Here is an 18842-nt window from a genome sequence, read left to right as displayed (position 1 = left end):
ATTAATTTAATAGTTAGGATTGGTAAAAGGGAAAGGGGGAAGGGGAAAAGGAGTATCGAATATACAATCAATTTTGCATATGTACTTACTGAACCAAAGATTAGCATTCAAAAAAAACTTATTTATCTTAAAAAAAAATTTAAGTATCTGACTGAAGCGCCAAAAAACTTTATGATGTTACCCAGTCTTGGAAATTAACTGAGCAATTAGACGTATCAAGGAATTTTACAGTGTTACTCCCTCTATTATGCCCGATCCTGGTTTAGAAAAGCTGTTTAATCGTCTGTCTAAAAGTCTTGCTGAAGATAAACTAGTTCAGGACGTGACCAACGATATCAGAGCAAAACTTGATGTTGATCGAGTGGTTCTTTATTATTTTTATCGTCAATGGCAGGGCAGAGTGACTTTTGAATCTCTTAGTTCCTCAAAGTATTCAATTTTTGGTTCAACGGGACCTGATGAATGTTTTAACGGCGAGTATGCTGCTCTATATCAGAAAGGCAGAGTCAGTGCGATCGCTAATATTGAAACGGCACCGATTGCGGAATGTCACCGAGATTTTTTAACCACAATTCAGGTAAAGGCTAATTTAGTTGTACCCGTTTTACCTCCCAAAGGATTATGGGGTTTACTAATTGCTCATCATTGCCAAAGTCCTTTTGATTGGTCAGCAGACAATATCCAAACTATGCAAACAGGGGCAGCAACTCTTGCTCAAGCTCATGCAATTCGTCAGGGTTGATAAAGTGAGTTTGGAATTCGGAGTTCGAAGTTAGGAGTTTCAAAAATAAATGAAATTAAAGGTCAACAGTATTAAGAACCTGCTTCGCTGCCGTATATCTTTAATAGATCGTTATTTAGTCAAAGAACTAAGTGTATTTTTTTTATTTAGTGTCGGCTTATTTTCTTCTTTGGGAGTAACGATAGGAACAGTTTCCGACTTAGGGTATAAAATTACCGAACACCAATTACCAATTACTGTCGCCATTTTGATTTTTGGCTACAAAATACCAGAATATATCGCTTATGCCTTACCTATTTCGATATTACTCGCTAGTTTAATCATTTATGGTCGCCTGAGTCGCGATCGCGAACTAGTTGCTTTAGCTAGTTTTGGGATTAATTTTTATCGCATCATTACCCCAGCTTTGGTATTTAGCTTAATAGTCACTGGAGTAACTTTTTTATTTAATGAATTAATCGTGCCTGGGGCAAATTATCAAGCAAACTTAGTCCAAACTCCTTTTGTTGATCAATCAGAATTAAACCTGCAAAAAAAAATATCTTTTATGCTGAATATCAATCAAAGGGTCTAAATGCTTCATCTGCACCAGGAAAGCTAAATAAAATCTATTTTGCCGAGCAATATCAGGAGCGAATTTTACAAGGAATAACAGTTATTTATTTTGCTCAGGGAAAAATAAGTCAGATTGTTACGGCTAAATCTGCTACTTGGAATCAAGAACAACAACTATGGAATTTAGTTGCTGCTGAAATTAACCATATAAACCCCCGTATTGAAGACATGGTTACGGAAAACTTCGGTAGCCTCAAATTACCCCTATCGGCAACTATGTTTGAAATTGCCAGGAAAAAACGTAGTCCCGAAGAGATGAATATTCGTCAGGCACAAGAATATTTAAAGATCATCAAAAATAACGGTAAAAAAACTGAGATAACTAAGTTTGAGGTAAAAATTCAACAAAAATATGCCTTCCCTTTTATCTGCCTGGTGTTTGCTTTGGTAGGGTCAACTTTAGGGGCTAAATATTCCCAAATCAATAGAGGAAAAGGATTTAGTCTTTGTGTCGGGATTGTATTTTTTTATTATCTATTAGGATTTGCCAGCGATTCATTGGGCATTGTGGGAGTCCTATCACCTTGGTTAGCAGCTTGGCTACCCAATATTTTATGTTTAATTGGGGGTATTTACTTGTTAGTCAATGTTAATCGTTAAACTATGGTACTAGAAACAATATTGACACGATATGCAGCAGGGGAAAGAAGCTTTCCTCAGTTGAATTTACGAGAAGCTGAATTAATCAAAGTCAATCTCAGCAGTATTAATTTAAATGCAGCAGATTTGCGACAAGCACGACTTGGCAGAACTAATTTTAGTTATGCTTGTTTGCGTTCAGCGGATTTAAGTGAGTCCATACTTTGGGGTACAGACTTAACTCAAGCGGATTTATTTGAAGCTAAATTAAGAGAAGCCGATCTTAGTGGAGCAATCTTAACTCAAGCTAATTTAGAAAAAGCTAACCTGATTAAAGCTATTTTAGAAGGAGCAAATTTCAGTAGTGCTAAACTTTGCCACGCCCTAATGATTGAAGTAGACTTACGCCCAGCCTCAGATTATCGCACTAATCTTAGTCAAGCTGATTTGAGTCATGCGGATCTTAGCTACGCCAATTTGAGTATGGCTCTTTTATATCAAGCTAAGTTAGATGGAGCTAGGCTTTGTCGGGCTAATTTGAGTAAGGGTAGGAGAGAAACTGCTTTAGCTACGGATTTAACTGAAGTGAGTATGCGTGGTGCAGATTTAAGCTATGCCGATTTCACCGGTGCAATTTTATCCAAAGCTGATTTAACGGGTGCTGATTTAACAGGAACAATCTTAACAGATGCCGATCTTAGAGAAGCAATTATGCCTGATGGTACTGTTTATAAAAGTGTTTAGAATAGTTTTTTTTGAGTATTTTACTTATATATTCAAGATATTCAAACTCAGCAATGCTTTTAATCAAAATCTAGTTTTTTATAGTTCGAGAAATGAAACTTTACTATATTCCCACAACAAGAGCAGTTCGCCCTCGATGGCTTTTAGAGGAAATGGGTATTGAATACGAATTAATTACCGTTTCCATGGAAATGTCTCGCCAACCTGAGTATCGTATACTCCATCCTCATGGGAAAGTTCCCGTTTTAGTTGACGATCAGGTAACTATTTTTGAGTCCGCAGCAATTTGTACTTATCTTGCTGATAAATATCTTGAAAAAGGCTTTGCTCCAAAGATCAATTCACCTGCTCGGGCTTATTATTATCAATGGTTATTTTATGCTTCCCTGACCTTAGAGGCTCCAGTGGAACAATATTTGTTTCACGTATTACCCAATTTGCCAGAAAAAGTATTACCGAAAGCAGAAAAAACCAGAGTGACCTCAGAAGAAGTAAAGGAATGGTTTGCAAAAGTATGTCAACCACTTAATCAATTACTTCAAGATAATGATTATTTAGTAGAAAATCGTTTCACTGCTGCGGATATAGTAACCGGTGGTGTATTGTTATGGGCATCGAAATTAGGAATGCTAACTGATGAGAGTCCAGTTAAAGCTTATATAACTAAATTAGGACAGCGTTCTGCTCTACAAAGGGCTGATATTGATGTTGATGCCCAAGTAGATTAGGGCGATCGCCCTAACAGTAAGATTGAGAACTAGCGATCGCTGATTTTATTTTCTAACGTACAGTCCCTCGTAAAGATTCAGCATCAATTGGCTTGAGTAAATATAAACGCAATAAATCAACAAAAATACCAGTAATTAACGGTAACTTACGCAAAAACTTAACTAACTTGGAAGCATTACTAGAATCGATCGCTTTTAACTTTTCATTGCGATCTGCACAACGTTCTAACCGTGGGAAAAATTGAGGATGATCTATATTGAGATTTACAGGAAAAGCTCTGGCTGCGGTTTCATTAGTCTTACGAATTACTTTGCGATCATATTTCTGGGCATCTAAGCCTACAGCTTCATAAAAATCAGCCCGTTCATGAACAGTTAGGGTATGGGTGGCAAATACGGTTAAGAGGAAGAAACGCGCCCATAATCTAGCTTGCCAATTGTTCCACATCTTTGATTGCGATCGCAGTAACGCTTTAAAAATATCTCCGTGACGGTTTTCATCCTGACACCAACTTTCAAACATCCGAAAGAGGGGATAAAATTGATATTCGGGATGTTTTTCTAAGTGACGATACATCAAAATATAACGCCAGTAACCAATTTTTTCAGAAAGATAGACAGCGTAAATTACCCACTCTGGTTTAAAGAATGTATAGGTACGATGTTTCGTTAAATATCCCAGATCGAGAGAAATATTAAAATCGCTCATCGCTTTATTGAGGAAACCAGCATGACGAGCTTCATCCCGCGCCATTAAATGAAAAATCTCGGCTAAAATTGGGTTGCGACCTTTGAGTTTACGAGATAATTCCTTAAACAGTAGAAAACCCGAAAATTCCGAAGTACACGAGCGTTCCAGAAAATCGACAAAAACACGGCGAGTTTTCTCATCAATATGTTCCCAAGATTGTTTAAACTCTTCGTCTCGGACAAAATGATAGCGATTATAATCTGTCTTCATCTCGGCAATCATGGCTTTAAGTTCTTCTTCTTGAGAAGAAATATCCATCTTGGCGATCGCATCAAAGTCTGTAGTGTAAAAACGAGGTGAGAGTAAGGTTTCTTCAGTAGAGGTTTTAACAGTGGATTGAGGCGTAGTAGCAATCATATTCAATAGCTATATAACTGATTGGCTATTTAATATATAAATCGCAATAGACTAAATTTGAACCTGTATTTATCAATTCTTAACAGAATATGTCTCCTCGTTAACTGGTTGATAGATAGTAAAAATCATTAAGTTCATAGGCTAAATAGAGAAACATAAAGTTTTATCAAACAAGCTAGTAACTAAAATACATTGCTATATAGTTATATATCAGGAAAACAAACTAAAATTATCCAAATGAGAAATCAAACTGTAATTGATCCTCAAACTACAAATAAATCTATTCTTCCTCCTACAAATTCCAGAGAACAAGTCAAGAATTTTGTACAGCAGTTACAAGATGATATCTGTCAGGGTTTAGAACAACTTGATGGTCAAGCTAAATTTAGGGAGGACAATTGGCAGAGAACAGAAGGAGGCGGAGGACGTTCTCGTGTAATCAAAGACGGGAGAGTGTTTGAGCAAGGAGGAGTGAACTTTTCTGAAGTTTGGGGAGATAGTCTTCCCCCTTCAATTTTGGTACAGCATCCTGAAGCAGCCGGTCAAGATTTTTACGCCACAGGAACATCAATGGTGCTACATCCTCGTAATCCTTATGTTCCCACGGTACATCTTAACTATCGTTATTTTGAGGCGGGTTCTGTTTGGTGGTTTGGTGGTGGAGTGGATCTAACTCCTTACTATCCTTTTAGAGAAGATGCAGTACATTTTCATCAAACAATTAAACAAGCCTGCGATAGACATCACTCAGAATACTATCCAACTTTTAAACGTTGGTGCGATCAATATTTCTATTTAAAACATCGTCAAGAAGCAAGAGGTATTGGTGGAATCTTTTTTGATTATCAAGACGGTAATAGTCAGCTATATTCTGGTTCCGATACGGATAGCCCTGCTGGGGTTTATAGCGATCGCGTTGGTAAGGTAAATCGTAGTTGGGAGGAAATATTTGCTTTCGTTCAAAGTTGTGGCAATTCCTTTTTACCAGCTTATGTTCCCATTGCTGAAAAAAGACAAGATACTGGCTATGGACAAAGAGAAAGAAACTTTCAGCTATACCGTAGGGGACGTTATGTAGAGTTTAATCTGGTTTATGATCGCGGTACTATTTTTGGCTTGCAAACCAATGGACGGACTGAATCTATCTTGATGTCTTTGCCTCCCTTAGTACGTTGGGAGTACGACTATCAACCCGAACCGGGAACCCCTGAAACAGAATTATACGAAGTATTTCTCAAGCCTCAAGATTGGGTTAATCAATAAAAATCAAGCAGATAGGAGAATAACATGAAACTCATGACAAAATCCAAAACCCAAGATATTCGCTTCAAGTTATATCATCAGCTAGACGAAACCTACCATCAACTCTTAGATAATTTGGCTCAAGCCGAACTTACCGATGGCGAAATTGGCAAAATTGCCCAAATGTTAATGCGTTCTCGCCTGGAAGCACTCAAACCTTTAGTTTCAGAGAAAGAAATGGACGCATATTACGAAACCTATCCCCAAGATCGATAAAACCATTCAGACCATCTCTAATAAAATCATGAGGTAACTTTTAGATGAGTAGTAATTTAGCAAGTCAATTAAGAGAAGGAACAAAACAATCCCATACTTTGGCAGAAAATACAGCGTATATGAAATGTTTTCTCAAAGGTATGGTGGCGAGAGAACCCTTTCGTAAACTGCTGAGTAATTTGTATTTTGTGTATAGTGCTTTAGAAGCAGAACTATTGTGCCATCGCTATCATCCAATTTTAGGTAAGATCTATTTTCCTCAATTAGATCGCAAAGCTCATTTAGAAGAGGACTTAGCCTACTATTACGGTAATAATTGGCGGGATAAAATAACGCCATCAGAAGCTGGAATGGATTATGTGGCTCGTCTACATCAGATACCTAATATCGATGAACCCGCCTTATTAGTTGCCCATGGTTATGTACGTTATCTAGGCGATCTTTCTGGAGGTCAAGCTTTAAAAAATATCGTTCGTTCAGCGTTGGAATTACCAGAAGCGTTAGGAACTCGGTTTTATGAATTTGATAATTTTTCCTCTGTCGCTGAAATAAGAGCTTTTAAAGGTCAATATCGCGATGCTTTAAATTCTCTTCCTGTAGATGAGGAATTAGCAGCCAAGATTGTTGCAGAAGCTAATTATGCATTTAGTCTTAACCGTGATGTTCTTCATTCTCTTGAACCAGAAGTGAAAGCAGCTATTGGCGAGAATAGGTTTGCGGAAATTACCAGTGAAGATCGAGGAGGTAGTACGGAACACTCTTCAGAAGATAGTTCTGAGAATTTAGTTACTGCTGAGTAGGGTAAATTGAGCAGGCGATCGCGAGGAATAGAATGTATATACGAGAGGCATCAGATTCAGATCTGAACGATGTATTATCTGTCGAACGTATAGCTTTTGGGAATTATAATATCGTTGTATAAAAATGCCATTATTAAACAAAGAATGAATCTCGAAGCTGAAAATCCTTTAGAAAACAAACTAAAAGCAGAACTGCAAAACTCTGAATGGCTGCAAAAATTCAAGCAGTTAGGGGATACTTTGAGATACGTGAAATCTGAAATTCCCTTAACTCAACTCTGCGATCTGAAGTGGAACACCGAAGATGATAGTTTAATCATTAATTGCCCTAATGAAGAAATCTGGCAAGAATTATCTCAACAGCCAGAAAAAATAGCTAAATTGAACCAAAAAGTCAATCGTTTGATTCTTAAATATGCTAACTATCAAGAGCTTATTTTTGATAAATAGAATCGCGATCGCTAACAATTGATAATCAAAAAAGTTTGGTCAGCATATTTAATTATTTATTTTTAGGGATCTTTATTGCTGTCTTTCTCAGTTGGTTTAAACGGAGGAATAGAAACCTGACAAGCATCTATATTTCCCTTCACCGAAAATTTGGGTCTGAAGCCCTGTCCTTCTTGCTCAATAAGCTCAACGGGGGGAACCCCCGCAACGCTTTTTCGCGCTTTTAGGACGGCTTTATATTTCTTGGTATTCATATGTGATATAATTAATCGTATGAAACAAGTATTGACAATCGTTTGCAAACTCAACCCTTCTAATGAAGTGATTCAAAAAATTGAATCTACATTAAAGGCGTTTGCTAATGCTTGTAACTATGCCAATCAAACTGTAAAGCCAACTATAACTAGCAAAACTACTATTCAATCTTTGGTTTATCAAACCATAAGAAAAGAATTTGATTTGTCGGCTAACTTGGCAGTTAGGGCTTGCGCGAGGGTCGGTGCTAACAGAAAGACTGCTAAACAAAAGAAAAAGCCTGTCAAAGAATTCAAACCAACATCGGCTGATTACGATGCTCGAATTTTTGCTTTTCGAGAAAAAGACTGGACTGTTAGTTTGACTCTTGTTGGTGGTAGAGAGCATATTCCAATTGTTACTAGTAACTATCAAATTGGAAAACTCAAAGGTAGAAAGCCAACTTCTGCACAGCTTTGCAAGTATAACGATGGTAAGTACTATATTCATATTCAACTTAAAGACGATGCTCCTAAACCAATCAAAGCTAATAATGTAATTGGCATTGACTTGGGAAGGACAGATTTGGCTTATACTTCTCAAGACAAAAAATGGTCTGGCAAAGATATAAAAGACGTGAGAGATAAATACTCTCGACTCAGAGCTTCGAGCCAAAAGAAAGCCTCGAAAGGCACGCGCAGTAGCAGACGTAGATGTCGGCAACTGTTGAAACTGCTGTCGGGGAAAGAGCGAAGGTTTCAGCGTCATATCAACCATGTCATCAGCAAGACAGTAGTAGCTGATGCACTTCAAGCTAACAGCATCATTGCACTTGAAGATCTTACTGGCATTAGAGAAGATACTAATCAACAACCAAGAACTAAGACTGAAAGACGACGCTCTAACTCGTGGGCATTTTTTCAACTTCGACAATTTATCGAGTACAAAGGAATTACTCAAGGAGTTGAAACTTATATTGTTCCACCAGCCTACAGTAGTAAAAGTTGTCATAAATGCCTACACCTTGGTTTAAGAAGTGGAAAGAAATTCAAATGCGCTAATAGTGCGTGTAAATGGTCGGGAGATGCCGATCAAAATGCTAGTCGAGTTCTAGCAATTATTGGAGGGGTTGTAAGCCTCCTTCGAGGTTCGGATTCTTTGTCTTGTACATGGGATTCAGGGCTACTGAAACATTCCACTGACGGCGGAGTGCGAAAGCCCCGTCACTTCAGTGCGGGGTGAGCTTACATAGACATTAAGTAATTTACAGTAACCCCAGCGATATCCTTCAAGTTTAAAATTACGACAAAAACAGAAGTGATATTGATTATTATTAGATTTTGTAGTATTCATTAATGATTCTGAACTTGTAATAAGAGCGTATCTAAGTTATTTGGCAGAAATACAACTATACTTTTTTATAACCCCATTCCCATACCAGACCAACTTCTTGATGCTCTATTTCTCTCAAAAACTCAAAACCAGACTTCTTTAAAACTGATGTAGAGGCGTTCTCTTCCAGCAAAGTTTCAGCAGTTATACAAACTTTGGCATTCCACAATTACTGGAGCAGAAAGCAATATTTCTATTTCTAAAGGGTTTTCTGCTGCCAAAGAGAAGACCAACTTCACCGAGCGATCGCAGGTAAGGTTAGAAATAATCTCTTTAATATAAAGAAAATATTAAGCACATCGTTATATTGCTAAATAGTTATGTAATATAAATACATGATTGCTAAGAAATGTAACCGAGAATTACGTTTTAGCAAAACAATTATCAACAGAGGTTTTTAAGAGGCATTTTGACGATGGAAGAAAGTTTCCCTTTAGACAGTCCTTCAATGTCACGAAGGCAATTACTCAATTTTCTCACTGGTGCAGTCGTTGCGGCTAGTGCTGGTGCAGCCTTATATCCTACTGCCAAGTTTTTTGTTCCACCCCAAGAAGTTGGCGAAGATGGTTCGATTATTGCTAAGGACATTAATGGGAATATCATTCCTGTCAGCCAAATTTTAGCAGAACAACCAGGAACTCGTGCTTTAGTTGCGGGATTAGCAGGAGAACCCACTTATCTCACCGTTCAACAAGACGGTACGCTACATCCTTGGGGAATCGTCGATAACTGCACCCATTTAGGCTGTACTTTTCCTTGGAATCCTAATGACAACCAATTCCAATGTCCCTGCCATGGTTCTCGCTATGACAACGAGGGGAGAGTAGTACGAGGTCCAGCACCTCTTCCTTTACGACTAGCTCACGTTAACGTTACAGGGAACTATATTCGCATCTCTCCCTGGATAGAAACTGACCCCCGTACAGGACAAAAACCTTGGTGGGTTTAGTATTTTTATTGCAGTTTATCCCGATTTATCCCTTCTTTCTACTAATTTCTCTTGCTCTGGCGATCGCTATTACCGTATTTGGAACTTAGGAAGGAGTCGAAATCATCTTGATTATTGGGATAGGTTACATCATCCTGGTTCGGGCTGCTGCATGGTATGTGAAGTTAACCAATAAAGTTTTTGGTACATTCCATAAAGCCAGTCCAGACTTAAGCTTTGAGAGCGTCACAAGTTTCTCAATTTGTTTTTTTAATCTCTAAATTGAAGGCTCATATTTTGCTTAGGAGTTAGCATTATGACTGGTCAATATTTAACTTGCAATCTCGAAACTGATGATATAACCGTCTCAAGTCATCTCTCTTCTCTTACCGTAGTAGGTGATAAAATATCTCAACTACAAGGAGAAGGCAAAGATTCAACATCGATTCATCTCAATTTTGCAGTCAAGGAACGTCAAGATGAACCCTGTATTTTAGCTGGAGCAGAAGAATTAGAATTGATTCTTGACTCTAAAGATGCTTTTGAATTGGGTTTACTCTTAACTGCTATGGGCATGAAAAATCATAAATCCTCAGAATTATCAGTAGTTGAAGTGAAGCTCTACAATTTGATTGCAGAGTTAAATCAGATGTAACCAAGATCCAAGTCTCACGATCTGTATTATTTAGAGAAAATACTGGAAGTAGATTCTCCACCGTCGACCGAATAAAGCCCTCCGGTAACATACGACGCGCGATCGGAAGCAAGAAAAACCGCAACGTTGGCGACATCTTCAGGAGTGCCGATTTTCTTCATAGGATTCGCTTGAGCATACAACTCCAAATCAGCTTCAGATGTTAGGCAATCTCGCAAGAGATCTGTATCGATTGGTCCGGGTAAAATTGCGTTAACACGAATCCCTTCCTGAGCATACCTTTGAGCGAGACACTTAGTGAGCATTACGATTGCCGCTTTCGAAGCGCAGTAAGCTGGTGATTCTGGTTCCGGGACGAATGCTAGTCCGGAAGCTATGTTAATGAAGCAGCCTTTCGACTCGCGAACCAGTGGAAGAAGGCGTTTGGTAATTAAATAGGTACCTTTGAAATTCGTATCTATAATCTTATCAAGATCAACAACTTCGGTTTCTTCCACACTTGCTTGAGCATATACTCCTGCATTGTTGACAACAATATCTATCTTTTTGAGTATGTGAGTTGCCTCAAGAATTTGCTCATCGTTTCGGACATCAACCTGATAGAACACGACATCGTCCTCAGACGGGAGCAGATCGAAGACCACGACGGACGCACCACTCTCTAAGAAAGCTTGCACGATCGCCCGTCCAATTCCCTTGGTTCCGCCGGTGACGAGAGCTGTTTTGTTTTTCAGGCTAATTTCTATGTACTTGTATCTTGATAACAAACAAATTGGGACAGGCAGTCAACTAGCTATTATAAGTAAACTTTCTTATTTAGAAAAAAATATAAATTTTGCCAACTAATTATAAAACCAATTAGTTATATAATTAGTTGGCATGTTAAAGATGAGTAAAAAAATCTATGATGATTTTTTTGCTTGCTTCGACTCACTTTGTATAAATGACGAGTTTTGTTTCCAAAGCAAGATAAATATTAACCATGACAATACTTCCACCGCTTCGTATTGGTAAACATATTGCTCCATATCCCATCATTCAAGGGGGAATGGGAATCAGAAGAAGCGATCGCCTGTGACCCAAATTTAGAAAGACGTTGTATTGCTAACTGTTTGCAATCTTGTAAATGTCGTGACTTTAAAGAAACCTATTGCCTTATCCAAGCCTTAGATAAAGCTACTCGCGGAGATGTGGAGAACGGTCTTATTTTTGCGGGGAGTAATGCTGGACGTGCAGCAAAAATTATGCCTGTAGCGGAATTGATGCAGGAATTAGTTAACTAAGATTATGTAAGGAGAAAGAGCATGATCGCTAAACTAATTTGATTTTTTAAGATTATTTCCATATTTATCTTGGTCTATTAACTTCAGGATTGTCTAAACTTGTGTCGTATAAGTTCAGCCAGATGTCTTAACCAATGACGCTTTTAGACCATAAAAGAATGCCTACTGTTGCGACTTTAATGCAGCCTTTCCCCTATTTTGCCGAACTTAATGATTCTGTTGCACGTATCTTAGAATTGATGCACGATCATAATATTCGTCATATACCAATTAAACAAGGTGATCGAGTTATCGGTATTATTTCCGAAAGAGACTTACGCTGGATGAAAAGTCCTGCAATAGTGATCCCCGCAGCCGATGAAATTCCCGTTCATCATGTCATGACTTACAACCCTTATGTAGTTGATATTAATACTCCTTTAACAACAGTAATTTCTAGAATTACTAAAGAGAAAATTGGGGCAGCGATCGTAACTAGTTCTGGTAGACTAGCGGGTATTGTCACTGTTATTGATCTGTGCCGCGCTTTGGCAGAGCTATTAGATACAGAATTTAGCGCTAGTTGATAGCCTGAGATTCATTGCCAATACTATCCAATTAACGTTTAGCAGTAGAACTGAAACTATTGAATTTTTTAAACTGTTTTGCTTGCTCCTGCATTCGTTCATAAAGGCGATCGCAGACTAACTCACATAACTCAAAAATTAAAGGGTCGCTAATCTCATAGTAAACACTTACTCCTTGAGGCTTACGAGATAAAATACCTGCTTGAGTCAACACTTTAAGGTGTTTTGAAAGATTAGCTTGTCCTAACCCAGTTTCAGCACCAATTTCGCTAACATTCATTGCTCCTGATTTTAAGCAACTTACAATTTGAAGCCGACTAATTTCTGAAAGAACCTTAAAATATTCAGCTACTGGAGTGAGAAACTCGGTAGTGCTTTGTATCTGCGACATAAATATTATGGAGATTAATTTGGTATTGGTAAAACGAAAAAATTTTATGAATGATAATATTATATAGCCATACAGTTAAATAGCAAAAAAGCGTAGTCATTCTGAAATATTTACTCAACATTGCCAATGGCAAAATTAATAATTAATTATTCTTCCCGAACTAAACGAAAGCCAAACAGAATATGGCGAGAATTAACGGGGCGGGTGTGTTGATAAGCAGCGCGGCAAAAACCTGGTAAATCGTCCCAAGAACATCCTTTCATAACTGAGCGAGTACCTTGCCATTGCAGAGTTGAAGTGTATTCAAAAACATTACCTGCCATATCTTCCACGCCATAAACACTTTTACTGAGGGGGAATGTCGCGATCGCATTAGTATAGTCCAAACCACTTACTCCGGTATTTGTTGCTTCATCTAGCCAATTATTACCCCAGGGGAAATATCTTCCATCTTCGCCTCTGGCAGCTTTTTCCCATTCTTTAGCAGTAGGTAAGCGATAGGTTGCACCTGTTTGTGCTCCATACCAAAGAGCATAAGCCAGGGCATCTTCATAAGATATCAGTACCACAGGATGTTGCTCTTTTCCGGTCGGATATTGTCCGTCCTGCCATAAAAAATCTTGAACTTTTGAGTAGGGATGAACTAAAAACCCCTGTTTTTGATATTCTGCTGCGCTAATACCTGGGGATTGATGGTCAGTGGCTTGGATAAATTGCTGATATTCTTGATTAGTGACTAAATTACGACCGATACAAACGGCTGGAAGAGAAAAAGTTTTACGGGAGGCCTCTCGATCAAACCAACCTGTTGCCCGTAACTTTTGTTCAGCCTGAGTAATTTCTGACTCCGTATCAGCAATTGCCTGTGCCGAAATACTATAAGCAAAATCTTGTTCCTGGCGATCGCTACCAAGAATAAATTCACCAGCAGGAACATACACAAAAGCTTGGTCTTGTTCGCATTCTTGACGGGTAATTGACTCAGAAGAACCAGCGGACTGGGAGATTTCACAACCGCCCAAGGCGATCAACGAAGCAATTAAAGTGACAATTACCCTAATTTGTTTATTTAAGCCTTTAGTGAACACCATGCTTTCATATAGAATCAGACAAGCATTCAAAGTTTACAACACTTGCGCTCTTAGCCAAGCAATTGGCAGAGACAGAGTTTTCTTATGTTTAGCTACATAAGCTCTCTTATTAAATACGTCATAATTATTGGCTTCAATCTCATTTAAGATACCCTGATAGAGCATCAATGAAGCCCAGACAGGTAATCGGGAGTCAGGAATTAGATAGCGGATACCTGCTTCTGCTTGCTTATAGTATTCTCTGGCTCGTTTGATTTGAAATTTCATAACCGCTTTCCAACGATCATCAATTACCCTAGCCAATAAATCTGCTTCTGTGTAATCGAAGGCATGTAAATCATCGAGAGGCAAATAAATGCGATCTCGCTGCAGATCTTCCCCCACATCCCGCAAAATATTGGTGAGCTGCATCGCTATTCCTAAGGCGATCGCTTCTTCTGTCGGTACATAAATTGGCTTATCTTTTTGCCAAGGTACACCATTAGAGTCTGTTCCAATGCCTAAGACCGCATTGGACATTAAGCCTACTGTACCAGCAACGCGGTAACAATAGAGTTTTAATTCTTCAAAAGTTTGATAGCGATTACGCTCCAGATCCATTTGCTGTCCAGCAATCATGTCCCTAAAGGGTTTAATTCCCATGGGATAGCGTTGTATAGTGTCTACCAGAGCAACATCCGTATCATCTATTGGGTATCCAGCAAATACAGATTCTAGCTGTTGTTCCCATTTCACCAAGGTTTCTTCAGTCGTATATATAGCTTTGGCACCGTCTACCAGTTCGTCTGTGAGGCGACACCAAGCATAGATTGCCCAAATAGCCTTACTTTTCTCTTTGGGCATTAACAAAGTGCCCAGATAAAAAGTTTTAGCGTATTCTGCCGTAATTTGACGACAGAGTTCGTATGCCTCGTCTACCGAGACTAATTTTTTTTTCGTTTTTGATTTTGGTAATTGCAACATTCAGAAGCAAGCAGAGATACTGTCTTTTGTTTGGCAGGAGTTAGGGTGATTTTTATCTATGTTTGTTGCCCTAGCCAATTAGCATTGTCTCATCCTATTAGCTACTAGAGGCAAATAACAAGTAACAAATATTATCAAATTGCGACGGCAGCGGTTTCTTTGTCAACTTGTTTGGTGGCTGGATAGTCTTGGTTGATCGCTTTGGCTGCTAGTTTACCAGAAAGCACCGCACCTTCCATACTCCCCAAGTACTCTTGCTTGGTATAGCTTCCCGCCAGATAAAAATTATTAATAGGGGTTTTTTGAGTAGGTTTACAGGATTGGGTTCCCGCTACAGCACGATAGACAGAACGGGGTGTTTTAACTACTTTCGATTTAAGCAACTTGGCTTGATCATCACTATCAAAATGATGAGGAAATAATTTTTTTAGCTCCGCCATCGTAGCGGCAATTATCTCTTCGTCAGACTTGTTGATCCAGTCTTTAGCAGGGGCTAGAACTAGTTCCAACATTGACTGATCGGGATTAGCATATTCTCGACAAGTATTGCTCATGTCAGCATAGACACTGAGTAAAGGCGATCGCGAAAATAGTAAATGATCAATTTCGGTAATTTTGCGATCAAACCAGAGATGGAGGTTGATTACTTCTACTCCCTCTAATTTAGCCATCTGTTTAAAGAAAGTTTGCTCTTTCCAAGATGTGGGCAGCATTAGTTTTAAAGCATCAACAGACATAGCTGAAACATAGGCATCAGCAGCTAAGACTTCATCTGCCGCACCGTTTAGACCTCTGAGTAAAAATCCAGTTACTGTACCATCTTCTGCGGTCATAATTTCTTTTAGAGGTGCATTGAGGCGTACTTCGCCACCCCTTTGGGTGATGTAATCAACCATCGGCTGACAAAGTCTTTCGGTAGGTGAACCATCCAGAAAAGCCACCTTGGAACCATAACGCTCTTTAAGGAAGCGATTGATGGCTGTTAGGGGAATAGTTGCAGAAACATCTTCAGGATTGATAAAAGTCAGCGCTTTTGAAGCCGCAATAAAGATATCACTATTGACTCGGTCGTCAATTCCCTGCTGTTCTAACCAAGCTAATAAATCATACTTATCCATATTTTCGACATACTGTTGTCCCCGGATAATGGCAGGTAACAACCCCAGAGCAAACTTGAATTTCTGTGTCCAAGTCAACATGTCATTGTTGCGTAAAATGGAAATAATAACGTTAAAGGGAGCGGGAATATCGGGAACATTGAAACGAGAGTATGTCCCTGGCTTCTCTGGTTGATTGAAAATTAAAGCGTGTTGCTTCCACTGTAGTCTGTCTTCAATTCCTAACTCTTTAAATAATTGAATCATATTGGGATATGCCCCAAAAAAGACGTGTAGACCTGTTTCGTACCAGTCTCCATCCTCATCTTTCCAAGCAGCCACCAAGCCACCAAGAACATCTCTTCGTTCTAGAACAATCGGCTGATGTCCTGCATCAACTAAATATTTAGCACAGGCTAATCCTGCTAATCCTGCTCCGGCGATCGCAACTCGCATTTAAAAATACTAATCTCAAATAATGGTTTGTACTTTGGGTCACTAATTAAATTTTTGTGACTTAATTTGATTATTATACTTTGCAATTCGTTACATTTGCTCAAATCGATCAACAATTATCGACTGATTACTGATTATTTGTACCAAATTGACTCAATTTTTTTGATAATTGATGGAGCTTGAGCCATTTGTTCTGCGTCGAGAAGGACGGTAGCATGACCTAATTTTCTGCCCGGGCGAGATGATTTACCGTACCAGTGAACAAAGCTATGGGGAATTTCTAAAATGCGATCGCGTTTTTCTAGATAATCAGATGCCGATTCTTCAAAGCCCAATAAGTTAACCATCAATGCTCCCCCAGATTTTAAATTAGTATCTCCTAAAGGCAAATCGGTAACAGCTCTTAGCTGCATAGCAAACTGAGAAGTATGACAACCATCGAGGGTGTAATGTCCTGAGTTGTGGGTACGGGGAGCAATTTCGTTAACCAAAACTCGGCGATCGGCAGTGAGAAAAAATTCAATCCCTAATACTCCAACCACCTGGAGCTGTTCTAAAATAGTGCGGGCGATCGCTTTAACTTTAGTAGCTATCTGGTCATCAATATCTGCTGGGGTAATTGTCCAGTGACAGACTTGATTTTGCTGATAGGTTTCGGTAACAGGATAAAGGGCAATTTCTCCTGATGCATTTCGGGCCGCAATAATGCCTAATTCCCTTTCAAAAGGAATAAATTCTTCGACTAATAACTCAGGAATGGGAACGTGCTGAGCCAAGATATTTAAAGCCTGAGCATCTTTAATAATAAAAGTTCCTTGTCCATCGTAGCCATGACGACGAGCTTTTAAAACTACAGGAAATCCAAAATTTGAGGTAATATCCTCGGAAGATGAACCCAAATTAAATTTGGGAACGGGAACACCAATATCTTTGAGGTAACTTCTCTGATGGTATTTATCTAAAAGAGGAGCTAGGGTATCTAAACTTGGTCGAAAACATACTCCTTGTTGAACTAGTTTTTGTAAGGCTTCGAGGTCGATGAATTCGTTTTCAAAGGTAATGACATCGCAAAAAGTTGCTAATTTTGCCGTAGCCTCAGCATCATCAATGGCGGCCTGAACTAATCCACTTGCTCGGCTAACGGCTGGATCATCTTGGCTGGGAGTCTGCACCAACAACTTTATGTTCAAACTAGGTGCTGCGCTCCCCATCATCCAAGCCAATTGTCCGCCACCGATCACCCCAACTCGTTTCCCTTTCATATTGCTTCTCGTCAGTAACCATTAATAAGTTTACTGTTTAGGCATGGGCAAACCGAGCAAAATTTTTGTTGTTTTTCGTAACTTTTATTAACAAAACTCAAGCATCATCGAGAATCCATTCGGAACTTCGTTCCCCTAAATCTAATTGAATACTCACGGCTTTTCCCAGTCGGGGACGTTCACGGGTTTTGGCAATAAAAGATTGTAGTTGTCCTACTCCACCCCAACCATTTACATAGTTGGCGATCGCGTTTAAGTTTTCCGCATATTGTTGGGGAGATAGAGGAAAAGAAGCTTGTTCCAGATATTTCCACATCACCTGAACATAAATCTTGCCTTTGACTTTTCTCAGTTGTACATCGTAAGAACAGCCCCACTTCTCCAATAAAATTTGGTGTAATTGTTCGCCTGTCATCATTATTTTTACTCAAAAAGTAACTACTCTATGTGGAATGGATACTCGATCTCTGTAATAATCTAATACATTGGTTCATATTGCGTTTTAAGTACAGCTTAAATGAGTACGATCAGATCTATCTGGCAACAACTCTTAAGTAAACTTCAAAAACTGACACGCAACTGTTAACTTTTAAAGACGGAGAACTCCCTGGATATTTCTGGGAATCAAGAGTAAGAAATCTCCTCGTCATTATCCTACGTTTACAAAAAATACAATTTATCTATAGTTATGGCTCAAATTTCTGGCTCCTCTGATGTCCCCGATATGGGGCGCAGACAATTTATGAATTTGCTTACCTTTGGCTCAATCACAGGAGTAGCCTTAGGGGCTTTATATCCAGTAGTAAAATATTTTATTCCCCCTTCCAGTGGTGGTGCTGGTGGTGGGGTAACTGCTAAAGACGCTTTGGGTAACGATATCGTTGTCAGCGAATTCATTGCATCTCACCAGGCAGGCGATCGCACTTTGGCTCAAGGTCTAAAAGGTGATCCCACTTATGTCGTCATTGAAGGGGATTCAACTCTGCGTAACTACGGTATCAATGCTGTATGTACTCACTTGGGTTGCGTAGTTCCCTGGAACGCTAGTGAAAATAAATTCATGTGTCCTTGTCATGGTTCTCAGTATGATGAGACGGGCAAAGTAGTTAGAGGACCAGCACCTTTGTCCTTGGCACTAGTTCACGCTGAAGAGACTGACGACAAACTAGTCTTTAGTCAGTGGACAGAAACTGATTTTCGTACCGGTAAGAAACCTTACTGGGCATAAAGAGTGCGTTAA

At 39.1% G+C, this 18842-nt stretch carries 23 protein-coding genes and 1 pseudogene; 15 read left to right on the top strand and 9 right to left on the bottom strand.

Annotated features, from left to right (window positions below; genetic code table 11):
- Positions 1–247: 247 nt before the first annotated feature.
- The 5 genes from PLEUR7319_RS0122575 (at position 248) to PLEUR7319_RS0122560 (ending at position 3408) form a co-directional block, all read left to right on the top strand.
- Positions 248–742, top strand: coding sequence for a GAF domain-containing protein (locus PLEUR7319_RS0122575; protein ID WP_019507509.1), 495 nt, complete (start codon positions 248–250; stop codon positions 740–742).
- Positions 743–791: 49 nt separating this feature from the next.
- Complete coding sequence (locus tag PLEUR7319_RS42830; protein ID WP_051044459.1) at positions 792–1316, top strand: LptF/LptG family permease; 525 nt, start codon at positions 792–794, stop codon at positions 1314–1316.
- Positions 1256–1957, top strand: a complete 702-nt coding sequence (locus PLEUR7319_RS42825) for an LptF/LptG family permease (protein WP_371265401.1) — start codon at positions 1256–1258, stop codon at positions 1955–1957. Before PLEUR7319_RS42830 ends, PLEUR7319_RS42825 begins: the two co-directional genes overlap by 61 nt.
- Positions 1958–1960: 3 nt before the next feature.
- Positions 1961–2680 (top strand): heterocyst differentiation pentapeptide repeat protein HetL, encoded by a 720-nt coding sequence (gene hetL / locus PLEUR7319_RS0122565; protein ID WP_019507508.1) that lies wholly within the window; start codon positions 1961–1963, stop codon positions 2678–2680.
- Between the two features lie 92 nt (positions 2681–2772).
- Positions 2773–3408: a glutathione S-transferase family protein gene (locus tag PLEUR7319_RS0122560; protein ID WP_019507507.1), complete on the top strand. Its 636-nt coding sequence runs from the start codon at positions 2773–2775 to the stop codon at positions 3406–3408.
- Positions 3409–3460: 52 nt separating this feature from the next.
- On the opposite strand, the gene acsF is transcribed toward PLEUR7319_RS0122560, so the two are convergent.
- Complete coding sequence (acsF, locus tag PLEUR7319_RS0122555; protein WP_019507506.1) at positions 3461–4516, bottom strand: magnesium-protoporphyrin IX monomethyl ester (oxidative) cyclase; 1056 nt, start codon at positions 4514–4516, stop codon at positions 3461–3463.
- A gap of 237 nt (positions 4517–4753) precedes the next feature.
- Between acsF and hemF the strand changes: the two genes are divergently transcribed.
- The 4 genes from hemF (at position 4754) to PLEUR7319_RS0122535 (ending at position 7284) form a co-directional block, all read left to right on the top strand.
- The gene (hemF, locus tag PLEUR7319_RS0122550) at positions 4754–5779 is read left to right on the top strand and encodes an oxygen-dependent coproporphyrinogen oxidase (RefSeq protein WP_019507505.1); all 1026 of its coding nucleotides are present in this window, start codon (positions 4754–4756) and stop codon (positions 5777–5779) included.
- Between the two features lie 33 nt (positions 5780–5812).
- Positions 5813–6034 carry a hypothetical protein gene (locus PLEUR7319_RS0122545; RefSeq protein ID WP_019507504.1) on the top strand — a complete coding sequence of 74 codons (222 nt, stop codon included), beginning with the start codon at positions 5813–5815 and terminating at the stop codon, positions 6032–6034.
- A 44-nt stretch (positions 6035–6078) separates the two neighbouring features.
- Entirely contained in the window at positions 6079–6834 is a 756-nt protein-coding gene (locus tag PLEUR7319_RS0122540; RefSeq protein WP_019507503.1) for a heme oxygenase (biliverdin-producing), read from the top strand.
- Between the two features lie 144 nt (positions 6835–6978).
- Positions 6979–7284 (top strand): hypothetical protein, encoded by a 306-nt coding sequence (locus PLEUR7319_RS0122535; RefSeq protein WP_019507502.1) that lies wholly within the window; start codon positions 6979–6981, stop codon positions 7282–7284.
- Between the two features lie 62 nt (positions 7285–7346).
- Here the strand turns inward: PLEUR7319_RS0122535 and PLEUR7319_RS0122530 are convergent, their stop codons facing one another.
- The gene (locus PLEUR7319_RS0122530) at positions 7347–7538 is read right to left on the bottom strand and encodes a hypothetical protein (RefSeq protein WP_019507501.1); all 192 of its coding nucleotides are present in this window, start codon (positions 7536–7538) and stop codon (positions 7347–7349) included.
- A 19-nt stretch (positions 7539–7557) separates the two neighbouring features.
- Between PLEUR7319_RS0122530 and PLEUR7319_RS0122525 the strand changes: the two genes are divergently transcribed.
- The 3 genes from PLEUR7319_RS0122525 (at position 7558) to PLEUR7319_RS0122510 (ending at position 10493) form a co-directional block, all read left to right on the top strand.
- Positions 7558–8760: an RNA-guided endonuclease TnpB family protein gene (locus PLEUR7319_RS0122525; protein ID WP_019507500.1), complete on the top strand. Its 1203-nt coding sequence runs from the start codon at positions 7558–7560 to the stop codon at positions 8758–8760.
- Positions 8761–9325: 565 nt separating this feature from the next.
- Positions 9326–9859, top strand: coding sequence for a cytochrome b6-f complex iron-sulfur subunit (gene petC, locus PLEUR7319_RS0122515; RefSeq protein ID WP_019507498.1), 534 nt, complete (start codon positions 9326–9328; stop codon positions 9857–9859).
- 295 nt (positions 9860–10154) lie between these two features.
- Positions 10155–10493, top strand: coding sequence for a hypothetical protein (locus tag PLEUR7319_RS0122510; protein WP_019507497.1), 339 nt, complete (start codon positions 10155–10157; stop codon positions 10491–10493).
- A 26-nt stretch (positions 10494–10519) separates the two neighbouring features.
- On the opposite strand, the gene PLEUR7319_RS0122505 is transcribed toward PLEUR7319_RS0122510, so the two are convergent.
- Positions 10520–11260 carry an SDR family NAD(P)-dependent oxidoreductase gene (locus tag PLEUR7319_RS0122505; protein ID WP_019507496.1) on the bottom strand — a complete coding sequence of 247 codons (741 nt, stop codon included), beginning with the start codon at positions 11258–11260 and terminating at the stop codon, positions 10520–10522.
- A gap of 312 nt (positions 11261–11572) precedes the next feature.
- Here PLEUR7319_RS0122505 and PLEUR7319_RS0122500 point away from each other — a divergent pair.
- Both PLEUR7319_RS0122500 and PLEUR7319_RS0122495 read left to right on the top strand, forming a co-directional pair.
- Positions 11573–11776, top strand: a pseudogene (locus tag PLEUR7319_RS0122500) (nitronate monooxygenase); the annotation flags it as partial.
- A 134-nt stretch (positions 11777–11910) separates the two neighbouring features.
- Positions 11911–12342, top strand: a complete 432-nt coding sequence (locus PLEUR7319_RS0122495) for an HPP family protein (protein WP_144054359.1) — start codon at positions 11911–11913, stop codon at positions 12340–12342.
- 31 nt (positions 12343–12373) lie between these two features.
- Here the strand turns inward: PLEUR7319_RS0122495 and PLEUR7319_RS0122490 are convergent, their stop codons facing one another.
- From PLEUR7319_RS0122490 to PLEUR7319_RS0122465, 6 genes are all read right to left on the bottom strand, one after another.
- Positions 12374–12733 (bottom strand): helix-turn-helix transcriptional regulator, encoded by a 360-nt coding sequence (locus tag PLEUR7319_RS0122490; RefSeq protein ID WP_019507493.1) that lies wholly within the window; start codon positions 12731–12733, stop codon positions 12374–12376.
- A gap of 146 nt (positions 12734–12879) precedes the next feature.
- Positions 12880–13824, bottom strand: a complete 945-nt coding sequence (locus PLEUR7319_RS0122485; protein WP_019507492.1) for an SUMF1/EgtB/PvdO family nonheme iron enzyme — start codon at positions 13822–13824, stop codon at positions 12880–12882.
- Between the two features lie 33 nt (positions 13825–13857).
- Positions 13858–14787 (bottom strand): 15-cis-phytoene synthase CrtB, encoded by a 930-nt coding sequence (gene crtB / locus PLEUR7319_RS0122480; protein ID WP_019507491.1) that lies wholly within the window; start codon positions 14785–14787, stop codon positions 13858–13860.
- Positions 14788–14921: 134 nt separating this feature from the next.
- Entirely contained in the window at positions 14922–16340 is a 1419-nt protein-coding gene (gene pds / locus PLEUR7319_RS0122475) for a 15-cis-phytoene desaturase (protein WP_019507490.1), read from the bottom strand.
- A gap of 134 nt (positions 16341–16474) precedes the next feature.
- Positions 16475–17602 (bottom strand): 5-(carboxyamino)imidazole ribonucleotide synthase, encoded by a 1128-nt coding sequence (locus tag PLEUR7319_RS0122470; protein ID WP_019507489.1) that lies wholly within the window; start codon positions 17600–17602, stop codon positions 16475–16477.
- 97 nt (positions 17603–17699) lie between these two features.
- Positions 17700–18017, bottom strand: coding sequence for a DUF3067 family protein (locus tag PLEUR7319_RS0122465; protein ID WP_019507488.1), 318 nt, complete (start codon positions 18015–18017; stop codon positions 17700–17702).
- A gap of 273 nt (positions 18018–18290) precedes the next feature.
- On the opposite strand from PLEUR7319_RS0122465, the gene petC (PLEUR7319_RS0122460) reads away from it, so the two are divergent.
- Positions 18291–18830 carry a cytochrome b6-f complex iron-sulfur subunit gene (gene petC / locus PLEUR7319_RS0122460; RefSeq protein WP_019507487.1) on the top strand — a complete coding sequence of 180 codons (540 nt, stop codon included), beginning with the start codon at positions 18291–18293 and terminating at the stop codon, positions 18828–18830.
- Positions 18831–18842: the final 12 nt, after the last annotated feature.

Source organism: Pleurocapsa sp. PCC 7319 (assembly GCF_000332195.1).
In the GTDB taxonomy this organism is placed as follows: Bacteria; Cyanobacteriota; Cyanobacteriia; order Cyanobacteriales; family Xenococcaceae; genus Waterburya.
This window is presented reverse-complemented; position numbering and strand designations above follow the sequence as displayed.